Consider the following 25,075-nt stretch of genomic DNA (forward strand, 5'->3'; position numbering starts at 1 on the left):
GCACGCCGCCCCAAGGCCGAACTCCACGTCAGTGTCCGCTGGTGTAGCGGCCGGCGAGCTCGGCGCCGATCCGGGCCAGCTCGGCCTGGACGGAGTGCGGTTCGACCACCTCGATCATCGCGCCCCAGCCGGCCAGGTTCCGGGCGATGTCCAGCGGGGTCGGCGCGGCGAGGCGGACCCGGACACGCCCGTGGTCGAGCTCGGCGTCGATGTGGCAGTGCCGGCCGAAGTGCGTTCGCAGTACCGGCACGAACCTGGCCTCGATGAGCACGGTCGCCCAGGTGCGTGAACGCCGCTGCTCGACCTCGCCGACGACCTGCTGCCACGCGGTGGCGAGCGTGAAGTCCTCCGGGCGCTCGGCGGGCTGGTCGGTCGGCTCTGCCCCGGTGATCCGGTCGACCCGGAAGGTTCGCCGTCCTCGTTCGGTCCCGGCGAGCAGATACCAGATGTCGTCCTTGTCGACCAGGCCCCACGGGTCGACCAGCCGTTCGGTCCGCTCCCGGGCGCTGTTGGTGTAGGTCAGACGGATTTTTCGCCTGCGGATCACGGCGGTCTGCAGCAGGTCGACCAGCTCGGGCCGGTGGCGATCACGCTCACCCCACCGGGTGGGGTCGATCATCGTGGCGTCGGCGGCGGCCTCGGCGTCGGCCCGGAAGGTCTGCGGCAGCGCCCGCACGAGTTTGCGCAACGCCGCCTTGGCCTCACCCGAGACGGCCGCGGCCGGGCCGACGAGCAGGAACAGTGCCTGCGCCTCGGTTGCCGACAGGCCGCTGAGATCGGTGCGGGCGCCGCCGACGAGCGACCAGCCGCCGCCGCGTCCTGGCTGCGGGTACACCGGGATGCCGGCCGCGGACAGCGCCTCCAGATCGCGGCGAGCGGTGGCGACGGACACCTCCAGCTCGGCGGCCAGCTCGGCGGCGGTCACCCGGCCACGGGCCTGCATGAGCAGGAGGGTGGCGACGAGACGATCAGCACGCATGCCCCCAGTTTCTCCAACAAAGTGCTCAATTGGTGAGCACTTTGAGGTGGAGCATGGTGACTGTCACCGATCGAAAGAGGGAACCGCCGATGTTGCGAGGACTGGCCACCGTCAGCTTCTGGGCCGACGACCTGGAGGCGGCCAAGAAGTGGTACGTCGAACTGCTGGACGTCGAGCCGTACTTCGAGCGCCCGGGCAACGGGCAGCCTGCCGCCTACTACGAGTTCAGGATCGGCGACTACCAGGCCGAACTCGGCCTCATCGACCGGCGTTACGCCCCGCCGGGCGCGCCCGCCGCCCCAGGAGGCGCGATCGTCCACTGGCACGTCGACGACGTGCGGGCCACCCTGGACCGGCTGCTGTCCCTGGGGGCCACGCCGCACACACCACTCACCGAGTACGGCCCCGGTTTCGTCACCGCGTCCGTGGTCGACCCGTTCGGCAACGTGCTGGGCGTCATGTACAACCGGCACTACCTGGAGGTCCTGGGCCGATGATGCACTTCGCGAACGCCGGCCGGTGGGAGTCGTGGCTGGCCGAGCATCACGGGTCCGAGGGCGGTGTCTGGCTGAAGATCGCCAAGAAGGGATCGACCGAAACGTTGATCACGATCGAGCAGGCGCTGGAGGTCGCGCTGTGCTACGGCTGGATCGACAGCCACCGCAGGTCCTATGACAGGCACTGCTTCCTGCAACGGTACTCGCGCCGCCGCAAGGGCAGCCACTGGTCGCGAGTGAACGTCGAGCACGTGGAGGCGTTGGCCGCCGCCGGGCGGATGCGTCCGCCCGGCCTGGCGGAGGTCGCCGCCGCCCAGGCGGACGGCCGGTGGGCGACGGCCTAGGGAGAAATCTGACCTGACGCCGGGTGCCACGCGGCTGAAACCGACTGCAAAGTCGCCTGGTCGCGAGTTATGGAGCTACGAAAGACGGCCTAGCCCCTGGTGTGCGGCAGCCATATCGGCAAGGCATCCAACAGGGCGTCCCACCCCTCCGCCAGTGTCCACCACGCGCCCGCTGCGAGTGCGGCGCTCAGCAGGAGCACCATCACGACCAGCTTCACCAGAGCGCGCCCGGGGGACCGGGTGAAGTGCTGGAAAGTCATCACGGCGCCAGTAAAGCAAGCTGACGGGTGGCATACCAGTCCCGCCGGCACCCGCCACAACGAGACGCCGGTGGCGCCTTCCGGCATGAACTGTCGAGGTTGCATACATGATGTCGGACTGCGGGGGATCGCTTCCAGTCCTTGTGGCACCACAAATGTATACGGCACGCGCAGGACGGTGGTTCACCCCTGCGAAACAGCAGCGCTTTAAGCGACTTCGGCTATGCGCAGTAGAACCGACTCGGTCATTGGACGCCAATGGTCACGGACGGCCTTGGCCCGAAGGAGCCGGGGTGTTGGGCTCGCCTGGGAGGTGGCCGGGAAGGTCGGGTTCCTCCCCCAGCCACCACAGGGCTGACTCCTGCGGCCGGCGATCATCCTGGGGTTCACGCCCTCGCCGGAGGTCCGAAAGACGGCGAAGCGCGGGATAAAGACCACCCATGATTACCGTGGCGGTCACGACAATGAGCAAGCCGACGAGGAGCACCAGGCCGACGAGTATGAGCACTGCGTACACGAATTCGTAGGCGATCCAGAAGAGCACCTCTCCATAGGTGAAATCGAGGGAAAGCTCATCCGCTCCATCAGGAAGCAAAACCGCTCCTCATCATGCGCGCCGCAGGTGCACGGTGAGGGTATATCGGTCATGGGGGAAATGTCTTCCGGGTACGGTAACGCGGCCCCGGTACGGCGAGGGCAGCGAGCGTGCCGACTACAGCCGCCGTTCGGAACCGGTGCGTCCGGACGGCGGGCTGTCGGATGGAGGGTGAAAGTCCCCCGTCAGGGGCGCGGAGGGAGCGGGAAGCGGAGGGCCGCGGCTGTGACGTGGTCTTTCAGTTGGGTGTCGACGGCGACGTGTTCGACGGAGCCGCCTTCGTTGATGACCGTTTCGGTCAGCTCGTCGAGGACGTCGGGGACCTGACGCGTGGCGCCGCCGCAGAGCGGACAGGTCTGGCCGGAGCGGGCCAGCCAGCCGGATTCGTCGCAGAGCACGCCGGGGACCTCGGCACCGTCCTGGATGAGCAGGGTGTCGATCGCGGCGATGGTGCCGCCCCACAGGCATTCGTCGATCCCTAACGTGGCGTTGCCACCGACGGCGGCCTTCTCGAAGACCTCCTCGACCAGGCGGCGTTCCTCCTCACGTTCGTAGTCGGCGACGAGACGCTCGGCGCTCTCGCGGATGTCCTCGGACGTCGCCACCTTGCCCGTGTCGACGTTGAAGACGCCCGCGACCTTCGTGCGCAGCTGCTGCGGCAGGAAGTCCAGGAAGACGGTGACCTCGTTCTGCCGGCCGCCAACGACCAGCAGGTCGTAGTTCTCGGCGCGGAAGAGCCTGTCCAGCAGGCTCACGGTCTGGCGATAGTGACGTTTGACGAGGTCATCGGCCTTGTTGCGGACCGTGTACTCGGCGAGACCGGCCCAGCCGGCGTAGTCGGGCTTGCGGAGGACGCTCCCTTGCACCTCGCCGATCTCGCGCATCTCCGTCTGGTACAGCTCCCATGCGCGGGCCGCCCCCTTGTCGACGACCAGGACGCAGCAGCGGTGATACTCATCGAGCACCGCGAGCATGGGACGGACGTACGGAGTCTGGTCCACCACGACCTGGTCGCGCACCTTGCGCGGGAGCGACACGACCTCGAACAGGTCACCCTCGCTGCACGCGAACACCGCGACGGCACCGACCGTGCCCCGCCCGAGCTCCGGTATGCCCTCGATGCGTTTGATGTCCTGCCGCAACGAGAGCCGTGCCCGCCGGTCGAGCGACGGGTCCTCGGTGAGCGGGCGGATCTGGGTGATGAGGCTGTTCACCCGGGTACGGACGGCCTCGAACTCGTCAAAGCCCACAGCGACGTACATGGAGAGAACCGGCAGGCCGCCGCTATCGAAGCGGATGAGGCGGTCGACAGTGCCCTTGGTGATCATGCGATGTCCTCGTCATGGCGGTCGGATGCTTGAGCTTCGGGGAGTGGTCGTGGATGGCCACCGCGGATCAGGTCGGTCTCCGCCGGGTGCGGGCCATGTCGTACGTCCGCGAAGGGGTGACATACCGCGCTCGACGGCCTCGGCGAGGTCAGGCACGGCGCTGCGGTCAAGCCGCCATCGGCACATGTGGCGGGCGCGGGCGCGTGAAACTCCGCCGCCCACCGCCCCGTACCGGCCAGGCCGACCCTTATCGTCATGGAAGTCAATCTAGGATCCGCTAAGTAACGCGAAAGGCGAAGCCGGACAACGTGCCCGACAAGATGTCAGCGCAGCTCAGTACGGGTGGCGGCCTCGGTCTCCAGCGGGTAGGCGCCCGCCCGGCTCACCGCCGTGCCGGATCGCGCGACATCCGGATCAGCACCGCGAGACCCGCCACGAGCAGCAGCGACCAGCGGAGATGCGCCACCGTCCAGTCCTGCGGCCGGAGTGTGAACATCGCGACCGGCCCCGGCAGGGCGAACAGCAGCAGCCATCCGCCCGCCACACCGGGCGCCACCGCGATACCCGGCTCCCACATGCCGCGCCTCCTGGCCAGCGCGGCGGCGCCGGCCAGCCCCGCGACGAGCAGCCCCGCCAGTTCCACCGTTGACCACAGGATCCACACCGTCGGCATGCCCGGTGCCAGGACCAGCAGCGACACCCCCCAGGACGGAACGATCCAGACCAGTGCGAACCCCACGCGCAGCGCGGTCCGCGCCCCCAGCGGCAGCGGCACCGACGCCAGCACGTCGGCCGCCGCGTCGTCCAGCACGAACACCACGGCCAGCGTGACCAGCGCGGCGATCACTCGCAACGACCAGACCGCGCCCTTCCAGGTGAGCGGTTCGTCACGGGGCCAGGCCAGGACCGCACCGGTGAGCAGGAGCGCACCCAGCAGCGGCTGCCATCGGATCACCTTGCCGCTCAGCCGCGCCAGCAGGGCCGCCTGGGCCAGGCGGATTATGGAAGCTGCCCGATGCCGGTGAGCACCACGCAGAGCACCGCGACCGCCCCGGCCCCCAGCCAGAGCCCGCGCCGCGAGGTGTCCCTGAGCATCGCCAGCGCCCCCGCCCCGAGGGCGAGCGACAGCAGGTAGAGAGCGTGCGGACCCGTGTGCCCGGGGATGAACCCCGCCGGGGCGAGGTACGGTGCGGGCCCCCAGATCGTGAAGTCCAGGTAGAAGCCGAGCATGTACTGGCCCCCGTGGTCAAACATGATCTTGTTGAAGGCCGTCAGCGCCAGCATGACGAGCACCGACGCCCCCGGCCACGGCAGCCACCGGGCGACGGCCACCCCGAGCAGGCAGGCCCCCAGCACGTTCAGCGGCCCGGTGCCCAGCTCCGCCGGGGACGGAAAACGCTCCAGCTCATTGCCGGTGATCACGTATAGCCCGGCGAGCAGGGCCTGCGCCGTACAGGTCAGTGCGAACGGGCCGAGAGCGGCGAGACAGAGCGCGGCGGTGCGCCGCTCTCGGTCGCAGGGGACGACCGACAGCGCCTCCTCGGCCCGCCGCGCGGCGCCGGCGACCAGGTTCGCGGCGAAAAAGACCGGAACCCCCCAGAAGATGGTCATCTCCGAGGTCAGCGCGGCGAACGCGGGTCGCGGCCCCGCCCAGCCGTCCTGGACGACCCGCAGTGTCCACAGCGCCAGGCCCAGCAGGGTGAGCGGATGCCGCAGGAGCCGCCAGGCCTCGTTCAGGGCGAGCGACGGCACGACCCGCGGTCCGGAACCGGACACGTCCAGCACCTCGGCGGTCACACCGTCACCTCCGTCGTAGCATCTCCGAACAGCGGCGGGTAATTCGAACTCTCGTGGTCGCTCATCCGAGCCGGCCTCTCATTGATTTCACACCCGTCTGTCGCGCCTCAGTGCCCGGATGGTTCGCGAATTCGGAGATCCCGTCACCTCGTCTCGACCGGCTCGACAAGAGCCTGGATGGGGACGGCTGACGCCGGCGTACAGGAGCAGGACCGGTGTCGCTCTTCCGGACCATGCAGGATGCCGGCCATGCCGATCGACCAGACCAGCGAACAGACGGCGGCCGAGGTCAGGGCCCGGGGCGAGTATCTGCTCGTCCCGCCTCAGCCGCAGTAGCACCGACGAGTCGACCTGATCCGCGCCGACTCCGGCGGCGGCGTCCACGAGTTCTCCGGCCGGCCCGCGACAGCCGGGCCACCACCATGTCCACGATCGGCCAAGCAGCCCAAACGGGCCACCGGAGCGTCATGAACGATCCAGGCCAGGTATCCACACACGCGGTTCTTCACCGAATTCTGTTTCCATACCGCAGCGGCGATCGCCAGATAGGCAGCTACCCGCCGGCTCTCGGCCAGAGTATTTCCAACCCCATTTCCCACACTTAGTGGGTAGCATTCTTTAACGGCGCGGCTTCGGTCGGTGAACGTGCCCACACCGGCCCTCCATGGTGCGGACGATCTCATGTGCGACGTTAGCGGCGGACGGGCCACCAAGGACGCCATCCCGGGCGCCGAACTCTTGATCATCGACGGAATGGGCCACGATCCGCCCCGGACTCCGTGGTCCGAGATCACCTCGCGGATCGCCGATCTCGTCCAGCGCGTGGAGACGGTCGCGGTCAGCGACTCCACTGCTTCGTAGCAGCCGGTCTCACGGAGATCACCAGAATTCACGACTGGGAGCCACAACTAATTCGCGGTCAGCGACGGCTCGCGCTTCTCAGAAACGACAGGGATCGCTAGGCTTATATTTCGTTGCACGAAACATGTCAGGCCCAACAACGATCATCTGGCATGTTCTCCATACCGACGAATGATCAGGTTGCCGATGACCATTGGCGAGCCGGTTCCTCCCTCCATTGACGCGCGTGAAGCGCAGGGCGTGCAAATAGGCGACGGCGGCGTTCAGGTCAATGTCTTCGCGCCGCGCCCGGAAATCCTCCGGCCGTGGATGTCGCCGACGCCGACCGGCCCCGTCGTCGCGCGGCCTGATCTCTATGACGCCCTGTTCGACGGCGTGACCAGGGACGACGCGGGACCGACGACGCTGACCACCGCGATCGAGGGTGCGGGCGGGTTCGGCAAGACCACGCTGGCCGTGTTGCTCTGCCACGACCCCCGAGTGGCCGAGCATTTCACCGGGGGACTGCTCTGGGTCACGGTGGGCGAGCGCAGCCACGGCGCGCGGCTGGCAGAGTTGATCAGTGGGTTGTGCGAGGTGCTGTCGGGAGACGTCGTCAAGACCACCGACCCCCAGGCAGCGGGCGGCCGGCTCGGCGAGCTCCTGGATGCCCGCGGCCCGATCCTCCTCGTGGTCGACGACGTGTGGCGGCCAGAACAGCTCGCGCCGTTGATGATCGGCGGCCGGTCCTGCCGACGTCTGATCACCACCCGCAACGCACGCGTCGCACCCCGGAGAGGAGTTTCGGTCCTCGTGGACGAGATGACGACCGAACAGGCGATCGCCACGCTGACCGACGGGGTGGGCGAGGTGCCCCGAGACCTGCTCGCCCGGCTCGTCGCCGCGACCGGCCGCTGGCCGCTGCTGCTGAGCCTCGTGAACGCCGCCCTTACCGACCAGATCGCCGCGGGGGCGGGCGTACCGCAGGCAGTGCGGTGGGTGCTGAGACGGCTGGAGACCGGCGGCCCCGCCGCTTTCGATACGGACCTGGGCGACGAGGACGGCCGAAGTCACGCGGTCAAGGCGACGATGGACGCCAGCCTTGCCCTGCTCACACCACACGAGCGGGAACGCTACCTCGATCTGGCGGTCGTTCCCGAGGACACTCACCTCCCGGCCGAGCTACTGTCCCGCCTGTGGCGTACCTCCGGCGACCTGGCGGCATCCGAGGCCGAGAAGCTCCGCGCGAGGCTCGTCCGGCTACGACTCGTCCTGCCGGGCTGGGAGGGCGACACTCCCGCGGTACGGCTGCACGACATCCTGGGCACCTACCTCCGGCACCGGCTGACGGACGAGGAACTCGCCTTCCGCCACGAGTTGACGGTCCAGGCGGCCGCCGGGCTGCTGCCGACGCCGGAACCCGAGTCGCCCTGGTGGTCGTTGCCCTCTGACGCCCTGTACCTCTGGCACCATCTGCCCCACCATCTGGCGTGCTCCGGACGGAGGGAGGAGCACGAAGCCCTGGTGTGCGATCTCCGGTGGGTAGCGGCGAAGATCGCGAACCTCGGGTCATCGGTGCCTGTCGAGATCGATCTGGCCGAGGTGCCCACCGGCACAGCCCAGTCCCTCCGGCGCGCGCTCGGCTCCATGACCGAACTGCTCACGCCCGGTGACCCGCCGACGGCCCTGGACGCCACGCTCTACTGCTATCTCAGCGGTGTTCCGGCGCTGGAGCCTGTGGTGGCCGCCTACCGCCACCACCTTTCCTCCCCTCAACTGGTGCCCGCCTGGCCGCTACCGGATCAACCGGGCCTGGTGATCCTCCGCACGCTCACCGGTCACGGAAACGGGGTGAGCCACTGCGCGTTCTCACCGGACGGCGCGTTCGTCGCGACCGCGAGCCACGACCGGACGGCCCGCGTGTGGGACACGACGACAGGCAGAACTGTCAAGATCCTGAGCGGGCACGCGGGGGCGGTGTCGGCGTGTGCCTTCTCACCGGACGGCACACTCCTGGCGACCGCGGGTCATGATCTGACGGCGCGCGTGTGGGACGTCGCCACGGGCAAGGGGAGGGAAGTGCTCACCGGCCACTCCGAGCCGGTCACATCCTGCGCGTTCTCACCGGACGGCACCCTCCTCGCCACCACAAGCCACGACAACACGATCCGCCTGTGGGACCTGATGACAACCAGGCGGGTCAGGGTCCTGACCGGTCATACGGCCCCGGTTCTGACCTGCGCCTTCTCACCGGACGGCACCCAACTCGCGACCGCAGGTCATGATCTGACGGCACGCGTGTGGGACGTCGCCACAGGCGAGGAGCAGGAGGCACTCACCGGCCACTCCGAGCCGGTCACATCCTGCGCGTTCTCACCGGACGGCACCCTCCTCGCCACCACAAGCCACGACAACACGATCCGCCTGTGGGACCTGATGACAACCAGGCGGGTCAGGGTCCTGACCGGTCATACGGCCCCGGTTCTGACCTGCGCCTTCTCACCGGACGGCACCCAACTCGCGACCGCAGGTCATGATCTGACGGCACGCGTGTGGGACGTCGCCACAGGCGAGGAGCAGGAGGCACTCACCGGCCACTCCGAATCGGTCACATCCTGCGCGTTCTCACCGGACGGCACCCTCCTCGCCACCACAAGCCACGACTGGAAGCTCCAGTTCTGGCAGACCGGGGCCGGCTCCGAGCGGTCGGAGCACTCGTTGAGATGGCAGTACACCTGCGCGTTCTCTCCGGACGGCACAGTCGTCGCCACCGCGGGACACGACCGGACCGTATGGGTCTGGGACGTCCTCACCGGTGACCTACGGCAGACGTTCGAGGGTCACACCGACACCGTCAGCGGGTGCGCGTTCTCTCCGGACGGCACGCTCCTCGCCACCGCGAGCCACGACCACACGATCCGCCTCTGGGACACCTTCACCGGCACGACCCGCACTGTCCTGACCGGGCACACCGAGGCGGTCGCCGACTGCGACTTCTCACCCGACGGCACCCTCCTCGCCTCGGCCTCCCACGACGACACGGTCCGGCTCTGGGACATGGCCACGGGACGACCACCGCGAACCCTCACCGGTCATACCGGGGCGGTCTCCGCCTGCACCTTCTCACCCGACGGCACCCTCCTCGCCACCGCGAGCCACGACCACACGATCCGCCTCTGGGATACCTCCACCGGCACGACCCGCACTGTCCTGACCGGGCACACCAACCTGGTCAGCGCCTGTGCCTTCTCGCCCGACGGCACCCTCCTCGCCACCGCGAGCCACGACCGGACCAGCAAGGTCTGGGACGTCGCCTCCGGCCGGTTGCGCCAGACCCTGGCACGGCATACCAGCGGTGTCACGGACTGCGCCTTCTCACCCGATGGCACCCTCGTCACCACCGACATCGGCGAGCGCCGGCTCCGGATGTGGCATCCGGGCAGCGACAGACCTTGGTGCGGGCTGCGCGTCGTCACCCCGTTGCTGCACCTCGCCTGGCACCCCGACCAGCCGTTTCTGTGCGCCGTGGGCGAGACCGGCGTCTACCTGTTCCGCTATCTGCCCCACGGCGTCAGGGACGCCACGACCTGACGGAGAGGTCATGTTCGAGTCCGGCCCGCATGTGAGCTGTTACCGAGCCTTCTCCCCCGTCGACGGCTCTTTCGTGGGTGTCCGCTGCGTCAAGTTCGCCAACCTGGTCCACTGCCCCGAACTGGAAGGCGTCGCTTTCGTCTGGTACGCGGAGGGAGTCGGGCCGTCGGGGCCCTACCGGCATTTCGGCGAGGCGTTTCTCACCGCACCCGACGGCGGCACCCTGATCGCGCATGCGGCGGGCCTCGTCGGCAACAGTGAACGGGACGAACCATTCCTGCGACTGCGGTTCGACGTCCCGTCTCCCCCTTCCGAAGTGCCGAGGCGGCTGTTCGTCACCGGCGACCGGCAAGAGGAGTGGAAACTGGTGCCTGACGGCGTTGTCCACGACTACCGGCCGCTGTCTCGGCACGTCGAGCGGACCGGCCCCCATCTGAACGAGTTCACGGTGCGCAAGCGTGACGGGACACCGGGGTTCGGCGTGCGAAGCATGCTGAGCAGCGGCAGTTGGCTGGGAGCGGGCCGCTGGCTCGACCTGACCTATCTGCATCTCGGAACCTACATCGGCGCGCGGACCGGGCCGGTACGGTTCAGCGCTTCGGACATCGCCGCCGGAAACCGGTTCTGCGGTCTCGTCCCCTGGGGTGAGATCACAATACGGAAGGACGCGGAGGAGGCGTCCGTACGCCAGGTAACCGGGGCCTGGTCCGAGACGTGGCAGCTACGGCACGCCGCGACCGGATGGCGCCCGGACCCTCGGATAGCGGAATTCGCCATGCCCCGCTGACCACGGCCGCCGCCGCCGCCCCGAGAAGCGCGGTACCGGTGACGTCGAGCAGGTAGGCGGAGAGCCATACGTGCTTGGCGATCTCGTAGTACCCGTCGCCGACCACCGCGAGCGCGGCGACCCCCACGGCGCCGACCGCGCCGACTCCGGCGACGCGGATCAGCACATGGACGGGGTCGCCCTGTGACCGTCCCAGGAGTGACGCCGATCCGATGGCGATCCCCAGCGCGGCGAGCAGTGACGGGTACCACGGGGCAGGCATGCCGTCCAGCCAGGCACGCAGAGCATCGCCGTCATGGCCCATCGATCCGGTGGGGGTGACTTTCTTGGGGATGTCCGCACCGGCGGGGAGTGGGTCGTCACGCAGGTAGTCGATCTCCCGGCCCTGGGTGGCCTGCATGGCGACGCCGACCGCGCGGGCCAGCGCCGCCGGGTGCCGGGTGAGGTAGCGATAGGCGGCGTTACGAGCGCGACCAGGGTCATCGCCGATGAGAGCCTGCCAGCCGGGAATGGCATCGGGGTCAACGGGAACGCCCTCCTCGTCGGAGCTGCCGTGACCGGAGTATGCGGCGGCCTCCGGCGGCAGACCCAGGGCGACGACCGCACCAGGACCGAGTTCGGGGAACAGCATCGTGAATATCAGGTTGTGCGCGTTGACCCCGTGGTACACCCGGGACTGCCAGCGCTGCGCTTTCACGACCGGCCCGACGGCGGCCCCCAGGATCACCGCGGCGACGGCGGGGCCGGTGATCCGCCCGCTTGCCGCGCATACCGCCGCGGCGAGCGGCAGCAGCGGCCCGTAAGCGTTCTTGGTGGTGACGGCCAGTAATCCGCCTCCGCCTGTCAGAACCAGCCCCAGCACACGCTCGACGCGCTGAGCGGGCCGGCTGACGGCCAGGATCGCAGTCCCGGAAAGCAGGCCGGCGACGGCCAGCAGCCCGGCCGGCTCGGAGTAGGTGGAGACGAAGAACCGTGCGAAGTCGCGGTCTGCCAGTGGTGCCAGTATCGGGAGCAGGATCAGGGGCCGGGCTGCTCCGTCAGCGGACAGGGCCCAGGCTGCCACCCCGGTCACCGCGCCGGTGAGCAGGGCGTAGGTCCATCCGAGCCGGGTCAGCGACCAGCGTTCCGAGCGGCCGAGCGCGGCGACCTTGAGGACCTGCAGCGCCGCCGACGGAATGGGGTCGGGACCGGGGGCACCACGGGTGAAATGGACGACGACCCCGTTCTTCCAGTCGGAGCGCTGGTCGGCCGTGTCGGGAATGAGCCCCGCACCGCGGTAAAGCCTGATCCCGTCGGTGTTGTCGCCCGCGCCGACCGGTCGGCCGGAGAGAATTCCTGTGACGTGGAGGATCACGCACACACACCCCCCGGCGGCCGCCACCGAGACGGCGGCGCGTACGACCCCCCGGATGTGCATGTCTCGGCGACCGGATCAGGGGGAGGGCGGGGCCGCGTTGAAGACGTTGCTCTGTGTACTGTGATCGCCGATCTGCACACCCTGGGCGCCCCGGGCATCTACCTGGTATTTGCCCGCCGAGGTGCCTTCCGCGTCCAGCATCTCCATCAGCCGCTGTGCCGCCCGCACCAGGTCGGCGTCGCCACCGGCCGCTACCCGCTCCAGTTCCGCCGTCAACGCCGGCCGCCAGGCCTCCGGATTGTCCTGGAGCCTCTCCAGGGCCGTCTCACCCGCAGGCTGACCGTTGAAGCGACGCAGCACCAGTGCCTTCAGGCCCGCGTACGCGTCGGTCACCATGCTCGTCATCGTGCCTTGAGCACCTGCCACCGCACCCGCCGTCAGTGCCGCCACGATAAGCGATACAGGATCCACGGCCTCAGCGTCTCAGCCCGCGTCTGCCCCCGCAAGAGCGTTCGCCACCTGTCCCCCTTGAGCTTCCGGTGACAGAGGAGGTGCGCTCCAGACCGGTCTCCGATCGGGAAGGCTCGCAACGGAGCCAAGCCTGTCGGAGGCGTCGCCGCAGCAGGGGCCAGAATCGCACGGAACACGCAGGTCGGCGCCTCGACCGCGCCAGGAGCATCGGCAAACCGGCGCTCACTGGGCTGCGGCCACCTGCTTGGACCCGCCCGGAGACCGGCCTCGATGCGAGGCGCCAGATGACTCACACCGGGGACGGCTCCTGGCCGATGCGGAGCTGAAGCGCTCGTGGCCCGCGGACCTGGCCGGTGGACCAGGTCACAGCCGCCGGGTCGTGGAGGCTGAAGTTCGGGATCCGCTCAAGCCAGACCTCCAGGGCGACCCGCGGTTCCATCCGCGCGAGGTGCGAACCCACGCAGCGGTGGGTGCCGAGTGCCTAGGAGAGGTACGGCAGGTGGGCCGAGCGATAGAGCACGACGATCAAGGCCACGATGGCCGCGAACCAGGCGACCAACACGAAAAGCCCCAGGTCGGCATAGCCGTGCTGGACTAACGCACCGAGCACTCCCAGGCCGACCACGGCCCAGCGCAGTACGTCGAGCAAAGCGGCCGGGGAGATGGCCCCGCGAGGACGGATCTGTCTGATGATGGCGTCGGTGATCAGCCAGACAGTGATCAAAGCGCCTGCCGCGTTGGCGATGCCGACCACCTCCCCCAGGGAGGAACTCGACAAGGTACGGCTCGAATCCGCGACGGACACGATCGTGGCGACAAGCGAGGTGCAGGCCATGGCGACAGCGGCCAGCCTGGCCCGGCCGAAGGGATCGTCGGCGGATCGCTCCAACCGGAACAGCCCGGACACGCACAGGCCCCAGCCGAAAGGGTCGAACAGCAGGTCGAAACCGTTGAAGCGGAAGGCGCCGAAGACGAAGACGAAACCGGTGGCGATCTTGGCGACCGGACGCATCTGCCCTGGCCTTTCAGGCTTGTCGTCCGCGGATGAGCCGGCCCTCAGAACCATTTTGTACTCAACACCTCATTGCAGACCTTGCCTGCGAGACCTCGCTGCCAGGCGACCTGGAGACGCTCCGCGGGTCCTGTCAGTTGCCATGAGTCCCACGTCACCTCCGCCGCCCCTGAACCCATCCAGGTTCTGTACGTGAACCTGACCGGCTGGGGCTCGTGTGGCACCGCCGCGCAGTCGGTGATGACAACGCGCCTCGTCAGGGTTTCGAAGCCACCACCCTTCACGGTGACCACGGAGCGTTCCTTTTTCGTCTCGTCAGCGGGTAGCAGGCGGAGGCCCGGCATTTCTGCCGAGATACCGGTGAGGGTGAAGGCCACCCCTTCGTTTTCAAGCTCGATATTCAGGCTGGCGTACAGGACGCCGTTCTTGTCCACCTCGGGGGAGAGGAAGAAATCGTCGATGCCCCACCGGATATGCGGAGTCGGCACCCCCGACCACCATATGCCCGTCACAATGAGCACAAGTGACAGGAAGCCGAATACCGTTGCCGAGACCAACGACCGCACACGCTGAGAGCGCCATGTAGCAACGCCAAATCGCTGCCATATGTCACCTGAATCCACGATTCAAAACCATATATGGTGGCATCTCGTGACGATACCCCCAATGATCTCCTGGGTAGCCGCCGTAATCGTCGTGCTGGTGGCGGCCATGCCAGTCACACAGGAGCGACTCACCAGGTTTACCGCGCTCCTTGACCTTTCCGTCACAGCGGCCAACGCCCGTCAGGTCATCGACCACTTCGCCGGCCTGCGCCGGTGGCGTCTGATCGCACTCGTCTTCGCCGCTCCCCTGGCGTGTTTCACCGACGATCCGTTCTACCTGGTCCTGGGCTGGTGTGCCGTCTCCATCTTCCTTCACGTACGACCACCGACCCCAACGCTCCGCGATCACAGTGACGCGGAGGGCCACGACGTGAAGATCTACCGAAGGGCGTGGCTGCTCGGTGTCGGCGGTGCCGTGGTGGCAGGCGGTTATCTGCTGACGGACCACGGCGCCACTCCGGCACGTCTGACCCACGCCACCATCATGATCATCGTGACGGCGGCCGTACCGTTTGCCGCCCGGAATCTGCGCACCGGGCCGACAACCGAAGCCCCCGACGACACGACCCAGGCCGGTCTGGCCATTCGCCGATGGTCAACGCGGAACCTCTACCTCGCGGGAACCGCAGTCGTACTGGCAGGCGCGATGCTCACTCCCGGGCAGCCGGCACAGCGCGAGCTGCCCGAACACTCGATGCCCAGGTCGTTCCCGAAGGACACGGCCATGTTCACGAAGGTGGACGAATATGCGGCGCCCACCTGTCCATGGATCGATCAGATGGACGATCCCTGCCGGTATTGGCTGGTGAACGGACAACCGTTCCCGCAGGCCGCGCCTTACACCGTCAGAAAAGGCAAGGCACCCCGGCAGGCGCCGTTCACCCGCAGTCCCGATAAAAAGGCCGTCGTCTATTTGGGCAGAGACGACCGCCGCATGGCCTACCAGGACGCCAAGGGCATTCACCACCTCACCGGCAACCTGGCCGACGCCGAAGTGCCCACACCCGCATTCCTCGGTCAGAGCAGGTATGTCGCCCTGACCAAGGGTGGCACCCGGATCACCGACACCAAGACCTGGACCACGGTGTCGATCCCCGGTGCTCAACGCGTCCACGCCCTCAACAGGAGCGGGGTCGTGGTCACGACGGCCTCTCGAGTACTCGTGCTCGACCACCGGGGAAAGACGCGAATGAGCCTTCCCCTCAGAAAGACCAGGAAGAACACCCGCGAGGACACGTACCACCTCCGGCCGGACGGAAAACGCCTTGTGGTCATCCGGCACTTCGGGAGTCGCGTCGAAACCTTCGACCCGAAAACCGGCAGGCGTTTGTCCAGCGTCACTCCCACGTTCCCCGGCGACGATTTCCTTGACGTTGGCCTCGGCTGGTCCGAACAAGGCCTTTTCCTGGTCCGCAGCGCCCTGAGCGAACGCGTCTACTACCTCAATCTGGCGACAGGAAAGCTCTGGAGACGCGACTGAACCGCTCCGATCCCGCACGGACGATTCACCCCGGAGGCCGGACCCGGTCGATGTCGAGCGGGAGGGTTCGAGGGCCGCGGACCTGGCCGGTGGACCAGGTCACGGCCGCCGGGTCGTGGAGGCTGAAGTTCGGGATCCGCTCAAGCCAGACCTCCAGGGCGACCCGCAGTTCCATCCGCGCGAGGTGCGAACCCACGCAGCGGTGGATACCGAGGCCGAACGCGACGTGCCGGTTGACCTCGCGATCGATGACGACCTCGCCCGCCCGTTCGAACTGCGCCGGGTCCCGGTTGGCCGCCGGGAACGACAGCAGGATCCAATCGTCCGCCTTCATGTCGACGCCGTTCCAGTGCGTGTCCTCCTTGACCAGCCGGGCCATCGTGACCGGCGCGTAGACCCGGAGGAACTCCTCCATCGCGGTCGGCAGCAGCGCGGGCTCGTCGACCAGGCGCTCACGGTCGGCCGGGGTCTTCGCGAGATGCCACAGCGACGCGCCGATCGCGCTCCAGGTCGTGTCGATGCCCGCGATGAGCAGCAGGGCCATCGTGCCGGCCACGTGCGACGGGTCGAGTTTGCGGCCGTACAGCTCGGCGTTGACGAGGTAGGTCGTCAGGTCGTCACGCGGGTCGTCGATGTGGTCGCGGACCTGCGCGAGCAGGTAGTCGAACAGACTCCCCATCCGCGCCATGCGCTCCTCTGGCGGCAGGTTGATGCCTTCGAGCGTGTTCTCCACGAACTCGCGGAACTGCGGCCCGTCCTCGGGTGGAAAACCGAGCATGTCGGCGATGACCCGCATCGGGATGTACTGAGCGTAGTCACGGGCGGCGTCGACGGTGGGCTGCCCCTCGAACGCGTCGATGAGCGAGTGGCACAGCGCTCTCGTCGCCTGCTCCCGCCTGGCGACCGCGCTCTTGGTGAACGCCGGGAGCAGCAGCCTGCGCGCGTCGTGATGGAACGGCGGATCGGAGGAGATCGGCGGCGTGCCACCCACCGGCGCCACCTCCCGAGACGGCCGGAAGTTGCTCATGATGATCGACCGTGAGGAGAAGTGCTCGGTGTCGTAGGCGATCGCGGCGACGTCCTCGTAGCGGGTGGGCAGCCAGCCGCCGCCGAACCGGTCGGTGTGCGCGATCGGGCAGCGCTGCCGCAGGTCGTCCTGGATGGGGTACGGGTCGGCGGCCCACTCGGGTTCCAGGTGGGAGAAGTCGGTCGCCCAGTCCGAGACCGGGCCGGTGATGATCTCGTTGCGGGTGCCGAGAGGCTGGTCTGCCCGCGATTCCCGGAAGTCTCGGGTGAAGCGGTCGTCTCCGGTCATGTCACGCCTCCTGCACGATGTCGATCGCTCGTTCGGGGCAGTTGGACACGGCCAGGTGGGCCACGTGCTCATCTCCCGGCGGCACGACGCCGTCCGCGATGACCTGCCCGTAGCCCTCCTCGTCCTCGGTGAACAGGGTGGGGGCGAGGTCGTAGCAGCGGCCATGTCCCTGGCATTTTTCAGAATTTATCTGGACTCTCACTACGGTGCTCCGCTCTGTGCGGTGGTGTCGTCAGCAGGGGCGAGGGCCGCCACAACCCGGGTGAGCAGTGCCGTCCACTCCGCGTCGTCGACCCCGTGCAGGCCGGGTGGGACGAGCGCGCTGCCCATCGCGAGCAGCAGGCAGAAGTGGGCGAGCGCGTTCGGCGACAGCGCGGGGTCGAGCTCGCCGTCGTTCTGAGCGACGCGCACCAGCTCCGCGAGCCAGTCGGAACGTTCAGCGACGTAGTCACGCATCGGCCGGGCGACGTCCTCGTCACGACGGGCGGCGACCAGCGCCTCGACGATGAGGGCGCCGCGGGCATCTCGCCGACGGGGCAGCCAGCGGCCGATGACGAGCAGCAGATCCGTGATCGACCGGTCGGGGTCGGCGGCGAACAGGTTGGCGAGCAACTGTGGCCCGTGCGCGCGCAGCGCGGTCACGAGCAACTCGGCCTTCGAGCCGAAGTGCGCGTACAGCGCGCCGTTGCTCACCCCCGCGGCCGCGGCGATGTCGGCCACCCGCGTGCCGTCGTACCCACGCTTGGCGAAGACCTCCGCCGCCGCGTCCAGCAACCGCTCCCGGGTCTCGGCGGCGGTGACACCTGCGATGCGCCCCACACAGGAAGTAAAAGAGCATTCATTTAATTCGTCAAGAGCCTTGTTCCACAGCCCCGGCGGAGAGCCCGGTGCGGAGTCGCCCCACGCCGGTTCCCGGGATCCGCGCCAGAGCCACACAGGGGGAACCTCGACCTGACCACCCAGTGAGCGAGCCACGAACGACCAGGCCTCCGGCGGCATGGGATGCCAAGGAAAGACCATGACGTCGGTCTGGGGCCTTGTCGCGACTCGGGGAAGGGCCGCGTGGAGATCACCCGCGAGAGGCGGACGACCACTCCTTCCACGACGGCCGGCGAGCCGGGTCCGCCGCTCCGTAGCGGTCGCCCTGCGGCGCGGGCAGGGCGTCGAACTCGGCCAGATCCGCCGGGCTCAGCTCGACATCCACCGCTCCGGCGTTCTCCGCGAGGTACTTCGAGGTCTTGGTCCCCGGGATGGGAACGACGTACCGCCCCTGGGCCATCACCCAGGCGAGCGCCACCTGGGCCGGGGTGGCGCCGATGCGCTCGGCGATCTGACGCACCCGGCCCGCGATGGTCAGGTTGGCGCGCAGCGCCTCCTGCTGGAAGCGCGGTAGTCGCCGCCGGAAATCCTCCTCGGGCAGGTCGTCGAACGAGGAGAACCGCCCGGTGAGGAAGCCCTTCCCCAGGGGCGAGTACGGCAGGAAGGCGATGTCCTGCTCCTGGCAGTAGGGCAGTACCTCGGTCATCCAGTCCCGGGTCCACAGCGACAGCTCGGACTGCACCGAGGTCACCGGGTGCACCGACTGCGCCCGCTTGATCTGCTCCACCGTCACCTCGGACAGGCCGATGTAGCGCGCCTTGCCCGCCGCCACGGTCTCCGCCAGCGCTCCCCAGGTCTCCTCGATCGGCACCTCGGGATCCACCCGGTGCAGCTGATAGAGGTCCACGTAATCGGTGCCGAGCCGGCTCAGGCTCTCGTCGATCGACCTCCGGACGTGCTCCGGACGGCCGTCCAGGCCCTGAACGGGGTTGCCCTCGGAGTCCCGGGTGAGGGTGCCGACCTTGGTGGCCAGCACCGCACGCTCCCGATGACCGCCCGCCAGCGCCCGACCGATCAACTCCTCGTTGGTGAACGGCCCGTACACGTCCGCGGTGTCGAGCAGCGTCATGCCCTCATCGAGCGCCTGGTGGATCACCGAGACCAGCGTGGCTTCGTCCCGCGGGGTCGCCAGGTCGTAGCTGAAGCTCATGCCCATGCAGCCCAGCCCCAGGACGCCGACCACGGGACCCTCGGGCCCGAGCGTCGTGGTACGCATTGCCCGCCCTCCTCATAGACGATGCCTCAACGATACGAGGGGAATCCCGAACGGGGCCCGGGCGGTCGCGTCGGGGTCGCCGGCGCGCTGCCACGCGGGCGCCGAGCACCCGGGACACCGCCTTTCGTTGGGGCACAAGAACCATGCGTTGGCCCGAAAGACAGCGCCGGCGTCGCGCCCGAGAGTGGATCGCAGTGAGGAGATGTTCCATGAGAAACGTCGTGCTCGTCCACGGAGGATTCGTCGATGGATCCGGCCGGCAGCCGGTCTACGACCTCCTGGTCGCCGACGGCTTCCGCGTCACCGTCGTGCAGAACCCGACCCTGTCGTTGGAGGACGGTGCGGGTCACCCACCGCGCGCTCGGCGGGGCCGTCACCGAGCCCGCCTGGGGACTGGTCGCCACTCAGGACAGGGCCATTCCACCGGCTGAAGTAGGCGCCGGCCGCGGGCACCCTGCCCTACGCTGGCGGCCTTGCCATCCGCGGCGGCTCGGCCAGACCCACCTACCACTCCTTGGAGGCCTCATGACCTTGACCCCGCAGGTGCCTACCGTCCGCGGCACGGTGGCCGTGGATGATCTGGGCACTGTACTGATGCACGAGCACGTCTTCGTCCTGAGCGAGGAACTACGGCAGAGCATGCCGGAAAGCTGGGACGAGCAGCGGCGCGTCGACGACGCCGTGGCCCGGCTGACGGCTCTGGCGGCGACGGGCGTGTCCACGATCGTCGATCCGACCGTCATCGGCCTCGGTCGGGATGTCCGGCGCGTCGCGTCGGTCAACCAGCACGTGGACCTCAACATTGTGGTCGCGACCGGCCTTTACACACTGGGGGACGTGCCGTACTACTTCCGCTACCACGGGCCGGGCACCCTGCTCGGCGGCCCCGAGCGCATGACCGAGTTGTTCGTCCGAGAGCTCACCGAGGGCATCGCGGGCACCGGCATCAGGGCCGCGTTCCTCAAGTGCGCGATCGAGGACGAGCTCACGCCCGGCGTGGAGCGGGTGATGCGGGCCGTGGCGCAGGCGCACCTCAGCACCGGCGCGCCGATCACCGTCCACACCAGTGCGCACGCCCGCACCGGCTTGATCGCGCAGGAGATCCTGCGCGGCGAGGGCGTGAACCTCGGCGCGGTGGTCATCGGGCACAGCGGCGACACAGCCGACCTGGACTACCTGCACCAGCTCATCGACAACGGCTCCTACATCGGCATGGACCGCTTCGGTCTGGACGTCCTGCTGCCCACCGACCAGCGGGTGGCGACCGTTGCGGCTCTTGCTCGGCAAGGACTGGCCGACCGGATGGTCCTGTCACACGACGCGTCGTGCCACATCGACTGGTTCCCTCCGGGCGTGCGCGAGCAGGTCGCGCCGAACTGGCACTACACCCACCTACACGAGCAGGTGCTTCCGGCGCTGCTCAGCGCCGGGGTCACCCAGACGCAACTGACCACGATGCTGGTGGACAACCCGCGCCGGTACTTCAGCCCAGCCAAGCACTAGCGTCGCGGCACCGCGGTGTGTCTCCACCGGCACGTTCAGCCGAGCACCCCACGCTGGAATCGGCGGCTCCGCCACCGCGGGCGTGGCCGCCGATCCCAGCGTGGGGTGGTGGCGGACATCGCGGGGCGTTCTGCTTTCGGCGAGCGGCCCAGACCATGTGCGACATATTTCGTTCACTCAGAGTAGCCGTATGTATACTCTCAGTAGATCATTGAGGTCATCGGGAGGATCATCGTGAAGCGAATCGCCCTCGTCCCCGTCATCTCCGCCGCCATGGTCGCCGTCATGGGAAGCGCCGCCTACGCCTCACAGTACGTGGCCTACGAAGGGCCGGGCTTCACCGGCCGGTCGGTGGTCATCGACCGGTGCGGCCCGTCCAACATCCCCTTCCACGGGTCGTACAAGTGGTACGGCGACGGCCAGAGCGGCCGGATGTACAACCAGCCCGACACGCAGGGTGTGATGCACTTCGAGCTGCCGTCCAACCGCAACGCGGAGCAGCGGACGCCTGTCGGCTGGAAGAGCATCTTCATCGTGTGCTGACGCCCGGAAGGCGGACGGGCCGGGCGCTCACCGAGGCCGACAGGTCCTGCACCGGCCCCTCTCCGTCAGACTCCAGCGAGATACGGAGGTTGCAGCGTCCCATTCCACCCTCGTCATGCCGGGTGCATCGGCCGGGCCCCCTCGATCTCGCCGGCACTGTCCGCTCGGGCGGGTAGTAGCAGGGCGGTGACGACCACGGCCACGGACAGCACCGCGCCGATGATGAAGGCCAGCCGCATGCCGTCGAGGTTGGCGAGCGCCTCCGTGGCTCCCGCGGATCTCAGGGCATCGGCTCGCGCGCTCATCACGGTGATCACGAGCGCGGTGCCGATGGCCGCGGAGACCTGTTGCAGCGTGCTCAGGATCGAGCTGGCGTGGGAGTAGAGCGGCGGTGGAACCGCTCCGAGCCCGAGGGTGAATACCGGGGTGAAGGTCGCGGCCAGCCCCACCATCAGCAGCGCGTGCAGACCGAGGAGCTGCCAGAACGGCATGGTCATCGTGACCTGGGTGAAGCCGGTGAGCGCGAGCGCGATCCCGATCGCGCCGGGGATGACCAGAACCCGGCCGCCGAACCGGTCGAACAGGCGGCCGACGGTCGGACCGAGCAGCCCCATCGCGAGGCTGCCCGGCATCACGAGGAGTCCGGTCTGCAGGGGGCTGAGCTCGCGGATGTTCTGAAGGTACAGCGGCAGCAAGATCATCGATCCGAGCATCGCCATGAAGGCCACCGACATCAGGATCAGTGCGACCGTGTAGGTGCGGTGGCGCAGGGTACGCAGGTCCAGCAGCGGCACGCCGCGCTTCTGCAACGACAGCTGGCGGGCGACGAAGACGGCGATGGCCACCAGGCCGGCCGCCACGATCGCGGCGGCGACGCCGACGTCACCACCCTCGAACCAGCTGAGCCCGTAGACCAGGCCGCCGAAGCCGGCAGCGGCGGTCACCACGCTCAACCAGTCGATGGTGCTGAACTGGGGCTCTCCGACGTTCTTGAGCTGCTTCAGGCCGCGCCAGGTGATCACGGCGGCGATGGGGAGCACCACGGCGAACAGCAGCCGCCAGGACCCGAATTGGAGGATCACCCCCGAGACCGTCGGGCCCATGGCGGGCGCGACCGAGATGGCCAGGGAGACGTTGCCCATCACCCGGCCCCGGTCCGTCTCGGGCACCACCTGCATCAGCGTGGTCATCAGCAGCGGCATCATCACAGCCGTCCCGGACGCCTGGATGATGCGGGCGCCCAGCAGCACCTCGAACGACGGCGCGACGGCGGCCAACGCCGTGCCGAGCAGGAACAGGCCCATCGCGGTGGTGTACGCGCTGCGGGTGGACACCCGCTGCAGGAACCATCCGGTGATCGGGATGACAGCGGCCATGGTCAGCATGAAGGCGGTCGAGAGCCACTGCGCGGTCTGCTCGGTGATGTGCAGCGCGCTCATCAGCCGCGGGATCGCGTTGATCATGATCGTCTCGTTGAGGATGACCACGAATGTGGCGAGCACCAGCAGCCGGATCACGGCCGGGGTGCGGCCTGAAACGGCGGCCGCGGGCTTGGCGGGTGAGTCGAGCTGTGGGCTGGGCACGGCACCTCAATCGGGGTTGTCGGACATGACGTGGTCACGGCTGGTGTCTCAGCCTCGGGTCTCACAAGAAGTCGTGGTCATGCAAAGACTGACCGACACCACCGACAAAACTCATCGCCCGTCCCCAGCATTCCGGCAAGTGATGCGAAATGTCACCCAGTTTTCACCGGCGGACGACGATCTTCAGATCACGCGGAGGAGCACCCGGCTCGCTCGACGAAGGCCTTCCAGGATCCTCCTGGAGGCCTTTCGCGGTGAGTCTCGCGGATTCACCACTCGGGAAGCTCGTGCGCGTCGGGATAGAGCATGATGATCTTTTCCAGCAGCTCAGAGCTGTCCGTCCGCACATCCCAGTGGCCGCTGTCGAACGCCCGGATCCTCACCTCCGGCGCCGACGGACTGTCGCCGTAGCCCACCAGCTCTCCGTCGATGAGCTGACAATCCCCGCTGAACAGGTCGATGAGATGACTCGTGGTCACCAGTGAGTTCGCCGTGGCCTCGACGATCGCTTCAGTCTCCGGAGAGACGAGCCAGTCGATGATCAATTGCCAGCGATGGCTCTCGATCAAGGCACCAAGGGAAGCGAGGACCTCCGCCAGGCCGACATAGCGGCCTCCTCGCCAAGCTACGAACGAGAGGATGCGGATTCCGGTCACGTGTTTCACTCTCCTCCGCGGCGGGCGCCTCTCAGACAGAGCAGACCCAAGACACTCGATCAGTGGCGGCCGTCAGATCCCATTGTCGTACGGACATGAAAAAGGCCCTGCGGGATGACTTCCGTTGATCCGCAGGGAAGGGCGGATGCCTCGTCAGCGGCGTCTCGCCCTGCGCAGATCGCGTAAGACGGTGTTGCCGTATGGACCGCTGCGCACCCCTTCCGTGAACGCAACCGGGACGGGGTTCACTTCATCGGTTCCATGCCTTCCGGTAGGGCCAGGATGCCTACGTCGGGTCAGTCCGCGGGGGCCAGTTCGACATGGTGATCGTTGTAGGGGTACTGGTCATCGCCGTGATCGACGATGGTGCTGCATCGGTACCGGACAAGCTCGATCATCGACGCCGGGTCGAGGTCCTCCTCGTCGTCTCCCCCCTCGTAGTCATTCGGATCCAGGACCTCGTCCACGTTGTAGTGCAACCGGCCGTCGATCAGGTAGTCGCGGCGGAAGTCGGTCGCCCACTGCGAGTTGTGTCCCCACCCGTGCGAGAGGTCGTTGGTGGATCGCGACCGGCGCCGGAAGGTCCAGTACAGGGTGGATCGGTCGGCGACCCCCGCGACCAGATGTCTCGCCCCGGCGGTGACGACCACCCCGGCCCGCGTCAGCAGCATCGAGCCCATCATGTAGCCGGGCCAGCGCTCCTCAACGATCGAGGGCGGCTCTTCGGGGTCACTGGCCTGCCGTACCTCGACGATCTCGTGGAAGAACGGGTGGAACCCCCGTCGGCCGATCCGGTCCGCGCCCAGCGCCTCGCAGAAGGCGGGATAGACGCCGACCGGCGGGTACCACTCGTCCGGGGCCGCTGCCGGATCGTCCGCGGGATCCTGGTAGTTCAGGATGAGCAGGTCGAGGATGCGGCTCACCGCGTACAGCCGTACCAGCGGGCTGTAGCCCCACTCGGGAGGTGCCCCCAGGGGGATCAGGTGACTTTCCGGCCGGCCCGCCTCCTGTACTTCCGCCACATACGCCGGATGCCCGTCCAGCCACCGTCGCAGCTCATCGACCAGCCCGGCGTTCCCACCTCCGTGACGGAGGATGTTCTCGTACAGGGCACGCCAATGGTTAGCCGGGTAGACATCGTCGTTCATACACCCCAGAGTCCTGTGAGACGATGCTTCCCGGCATCCGCCGTGAGGATGACCGAGACGGAGGACTCTCTTCCGTTGCCCGGACCATGCGCCCCGATGCTCCGGGAACATCTGCGGATCCAGGACAAACCCGTGAGAACGCCAGGAAGAAACGGCAGGCGAGGTGAGCAGGCCCCCCCCTCAGCGCCACCGGCTGTGGACGTCGTCTGAACCATGACCCCCTATCGACAGGTGAAAGCTGACCCCTGTCGTGTACTTGATTGTTACTGGTCGTTTCCAGGATTGGCCG

Annotated in this window: 26 protein-coding genes; 8 read left to right on the forward strand and 18 right to left on the reverse strand. The window is 68.1% G+C overall.

The features are described from left to right. Positions 1 to 28 precede the first annotated feature (28 nt). Positions 29 to 979 (reverse strand): helix-turn-helix transcriptional regulator, encoded by a 951-nt coding sequence (locus ABT061_RS27650; RefSeq protein WP_350923269.1) that lies wholly within the window; start codon positions 977 to 979, stop codon positions 29 to 31. Positions 980 to 1,068: 89 nt separating this feature from the next. On the opposite strand from ABT061_RS27650, the gene ABT061_RS27655 reads away from it, so the two are divergent. Together ABT061_RS27655 and ABT061_RS27660 are read left to right on the forward strand one after the other, a co-directional pair. Further along, the gene (locus tag ABT061_RS27655; protein ID WP_350923272.1) at positions 1,069 to 1,476 is read left to right on the forward strand and encodes a VOC family protein; all 408 of its coding nucleotides are present in this window, start codon (positions 1,069 to 1,071) and stop codon (positions 1,474 to 1,476) included. Beyond that, positions 1,473 to 1,820: a YdeI/OmpD-associated family protein gene (locus tag ABT061_RS27660; RefSeq protein ID WP_350923274.1), complete on the forward strand. Its 348-nt coding sequence runs from the start codon at positions 1,473 to 1,475 to the stop codon at positions 1,818 to 1,820. Before ABT061_RS27655 ends, ABT061_RS27660 begins: the two co-directional genes overlap by 4 nt. A gap of 89 nt (positions 1,821 to 1,909) precedes the next feature. Here the strand turns inward: ABT061_RS27660 and ABT061_RS27665 are convergent, their stop codons facing one another. From ABT061_RS27665 to ABT061_RS27685, 5 genes are all read right to left on the reverse strand, one after another. Continuing rightward, positions 1,910 to 2,083 (reverse strand): hypothetical protein, encoded by a 174-nt coding sequence (locus ABT061_RS27665; protein WP_350923276.1) that lies wholly within the window; start codon positions 2,081 to 2,083, stop codon positions 1,910 to 1,912. A gap of 259 nt (positions 2,084 to 2,342) precedes the next feature. Next, a complete protein-coding gene (locus ABT061_RS27670) occupies positions 2,343 to 2,675 on the reverse strand; it encodes a hypothetical protein (RefSeq protein ID WP_350923279.1) in 333 nt (110 codons plus the stop codon). Positions 2,676 to 2,860: 185 nt separating this feature from the next. Further along, complete coding sequence (locus tag ABT061_RS27675) at positions 2,861 to 4,003, reverse strand: baeRF10 domain-containing protein (RefSeq protein WP_350923281.1); 1,143 nt, start codon at positions 4,001 to 4,003, stop codon at positions 2,861 to 2,863. A 382-nt stretch (positions 4,004 to 4,385) separates the two neighbouring features. Beyond that, the gene (locus tag ABT061_RS27680; RefSeq protein ID WP_350923284.1) at positions 4,386 to 4,958 is read right to left on the reverse strand and encodes a hypothetical protein; all 573 of its coding nucleotides are present in this window, start codon (positions 4,956 to 4,958) and stop codon (positions 4,386 to 4,388) included. Between the two features lie 44 nt (positions 4,959 to 5,002). After that, on the reverse strand, positions 5,003 to 5,800 hold the full coding sequence (locus tag ABT061_RS27685) for a hypothetical protein (RefSeq protein WP_350923287.1): 798 nt from the start codon (positions 5,798 to 5,800) through the stop codon (positions 5,003 to 5,005). Positions 5,801 to 6,481: 681 nt separating this feature from the next. On the opposite strand from ABT061_RS27685, the gene ABT061_RS27690 reads away from it, so the two are divergent. Next, entirely contained in the window at positions 6,482 to 6,661 is a 180-nt protein-coding gene (locus tag ABT061_RS27690) for an alpha/beta fold hydrolase (RefSeq protein ID WP_350923290.1), read from the forward strand. Between the two features lie 309 nt (positions 6,662 to 6,970). Further along, the gene (locus ABT061_RS27695; RefSeq protein ID WP_350923292.1) at positions 6,971 to 10,231 is read left to right on the forward strand and encodes an NB-ARC domain-containing protein; all 3,261 of its coding nucleotides are present in this window, start codon (positions 6,971 to 6,973) and stop codon (positions 10,229 to 10,231) included. 650 nt (positions 10,232 to 10,881) lie between these two features. Here ABT061_RS27695 and ABT061_RS27700 read toward each other — a convergent pair. The 5 genes from ABT061_RS27700 to ABT061_RS27720 all read right to left on the reverse strand — a co-directional run bounded on the left by ABT061_RS27700 (position 10,882) and on the right by ABT061_RS27720 (position 14,424). After that, complete coding sequence (locus ABT061_RS27700) at positions 10,882 to 12,372, reverse strand: YfdI family membrane protein (protein ID WP_350923294.1); 1,491 nt, start codon at positions 12,370 to 12,372, stop codon at positions 10,882 to 10,884. A 78-nt stretch (positions 12,373 to 12,450) separates the two neighbouring features. Next, positions 12,451 to 12,846, reverse strand: a complete 396-nt coding sequence (locus tag ABT061_RS27705; RefSeq protein ID WP_502991489.1) for a Het-E N-terminal domain-containing protein — start codon at positions 12,844 to 12,846, stop codon at positions 12,451 to 12,453. 289 nt (positions 12,847 to 13,135) lie between these two features. Next, complete coding sequence (locus ABT061_RS27710) at positions 13,136 to 13,306, reverse strand: hypothetical protein (RefSeq protein ID WP_350923298.1); 171 nt, start codon at positions 13,304 to 13,306, stop codon at positions 13,136 to 13,138. A gap of 21 nt (positions 13,307 to 13,327) precedes the next feature. Continuing rightward, the gene (locus tag ABT061_RS27715; RefSeq protein ID WP_350923300.1) at positions 13,328 to 13,858 is read right to left on the reverse strand and encodes a hypothetical protein; all 531 of its coding nucleotides are present in this window, start codon (positions 13,856 to 13,858) and stop codon (positions 13,328 to 13,330) included. A 44-nt stretch (positions 13,859 to 13,902) separates the two neighbouring features. Continuing rightward, on the reverse strand, positions 13,903 to 14,424 hold the full coding sequence (locus ABT061_RS27720) for a hypothetical protein (RefSeq protein WP_350923303.1): 522 nt from the start codon (positions 14,422 to 14,424) through the stop codon (positions 13,903 to 13,905). 40 nt (positions 14,425 to 14,464) lie between these two features. Between ABT061_RS27720 and ABT061_RS27725 the strand changes: the two genes are divergently transcribed. Further along, positions 14,465 to 15,943, forward strand: coding sequence for a hypothetical protein (locus ABT061_RS27725; protein WP_350923305.1), 1,479 nt, complete (start codon positions 14,465 to 14,467; stop codon positions 15,941 to 15,943). Between the two features lie 25 nt (positions 15,944 to 15,968). On the opposite strand, the gene ABT061_RS27730 is transcribed toward ABT061_RS27725, so the two are convergent. The 4 genes from ABT061_RS27730 to ABT061_RS27745 form a co-directional block, all read right to left on the reverse strand. After that, positions 15,969 to 17,258, reverse strand: coding sequence for a cytochrome P450 (locus tag ABT061_RS27730; RefSeq protein WP_350923306.1), 1,290 nt, complete (start codon positions 17,256 to 17,258; stop codon positions 15,969 to 15,971). A gap of 1 nt (position 17,259) precedes the next feature. After that, positions 17,260 to 17,460 (reverse strand): ferredoxin, encoded by a 201-nt coding sequence (locus ABT061_RS27735; protein WP_350923309.1) that lies wholly within the window; start codon positions 17,458 to 17,460, stop codon positions 17,260 to 17,262. Beyond that, the gene (locus tag ABT061_RS27740) at positions 17,460 to 18,077 is read right to left on the reverse strand and encodes a TetR family transcriptional regulator (protein WP_350923311.1); all 618 of its coding nucleotides are present in this window, start codon (positions 18,075 to 18,077) and stop codon (positions 17,460 to 17,462) included. The genes ABT061_RS27735 and ABT061_RS27740 overlap by 1 nt, the downstream gene beginning before the upstream one ends. Positions 18,078 to 18,327: 250 nt before the next feature. Continuing rightward, on the reverse strand, positions 18,328 to 19,353 hold the full coding sequence (locus tag ABT061_RS27745) for an aldo/keto reductase (protein ID WP_350923313.1): 1,026 nt from the start codon (positions 19,351 to 19,353) through the stop codon (positions 18,328 to 18,330). Between the two features lie 209 nt (positions 19,354 to 19,562). Between ABT061_RS27745 and ABT061_RS27750 the strand changes: the two genes are divergently transcribed. The 3 genes from ABT061_RS27750 (at position 19,563) to ABT061_RS27760 (ending at position 21,399) form a co-directional block, all read left to right on the forward strand. Further along, positions 19,563 to 19,784: a hypothetical protein gene (locus tag ABT061_RS27750; protein WP_350923316.1), complete on the forward strand. Its 222-nt coding sequence runs from the start codon at positions 19,563 to 19,565 to the stop codon at positions 19,782 to 19,784. Between the two features lie 94 nt (positions 19,785 to 19,878). After that, positions 19,879 to 20,856, forward strand: coding sequence for a phosphotriesterase family protein (locus ABT061_RS27755; protein WP_350923318.1), 978 nt, complete (start codon positions 19,879 to 19,881; stop codon positions 20,854 to 20,856). Between the two features lie 234 nt (positions 20,857 to 21,090). After that, positions 21,091 to 21,399, forward strand: coding sequence for a MiAMP1 family antimicrobial peptide (locus ABT061_RS27760; protein WP_343970830.1), 309 nt, complete (start codon positions 21,091 to 21,093; stop codon positions 21,397 to 21,399). Between the two features lie 113 nt (positions 21,400 to 21,512). On the opposite strand, the gene ABT061_RS27765 is transcribed toward ABT061_RS27760, so the two are convergent. From ABT061_RS27765 to ABT061_RS27775, 3 genes are all read right to left on the reverse strand, one after another. Next, positions 21,513 to 22,982, reverse strand: a complete 1,470-nt coding sequence (locus ABT061_RS27765) for an MDR family MFS transporter (RefSeq protein WP_350923321.1) — start codon at positions 22,980 to 22,982, stop codon at positions 21,513 to 21,515. Between the two features lie 269 nt (positions 22,983 to 23,251). Continuing rightward, the gene (locus tag ABT061_RS27770; protein ID WP_350923323.1) at positions 23,252 to 23,638 is read right to left on the reverse strand and encodes a hypothetical protein; all 387 of its coding nucleotides are present in this window, start codon (positions 23,636 to 23,638) and stop codon (positions 23,252 to 23,254) included. Between the two features lie 296 nt (positions 23,639 to 23,934). Then, on the reverse strand, positions 23,935 to 24,786 hold the full coding sequence (locus tag ABT061_RS27775; protein WP_350923325.1) for a hypothetical protein: 852 nt from the start codon (positions 24,784 to 24,786) through the stop codon (positions 23,935 to 23,937). Between the last annotated feature and the right edge of the window lie 289 nt (positions 24,787 to 25,075).

Origin of the sequence: Streptosporangium sp. NPDC002544, assembly GCF_040295965.1 — a bacterium.
Taxonomy (GTDB): Bacteria; Actinomycetota; Actinomycetes; order Streptosporangiales; family Streptosporangiaceae; genus Streptosporangium.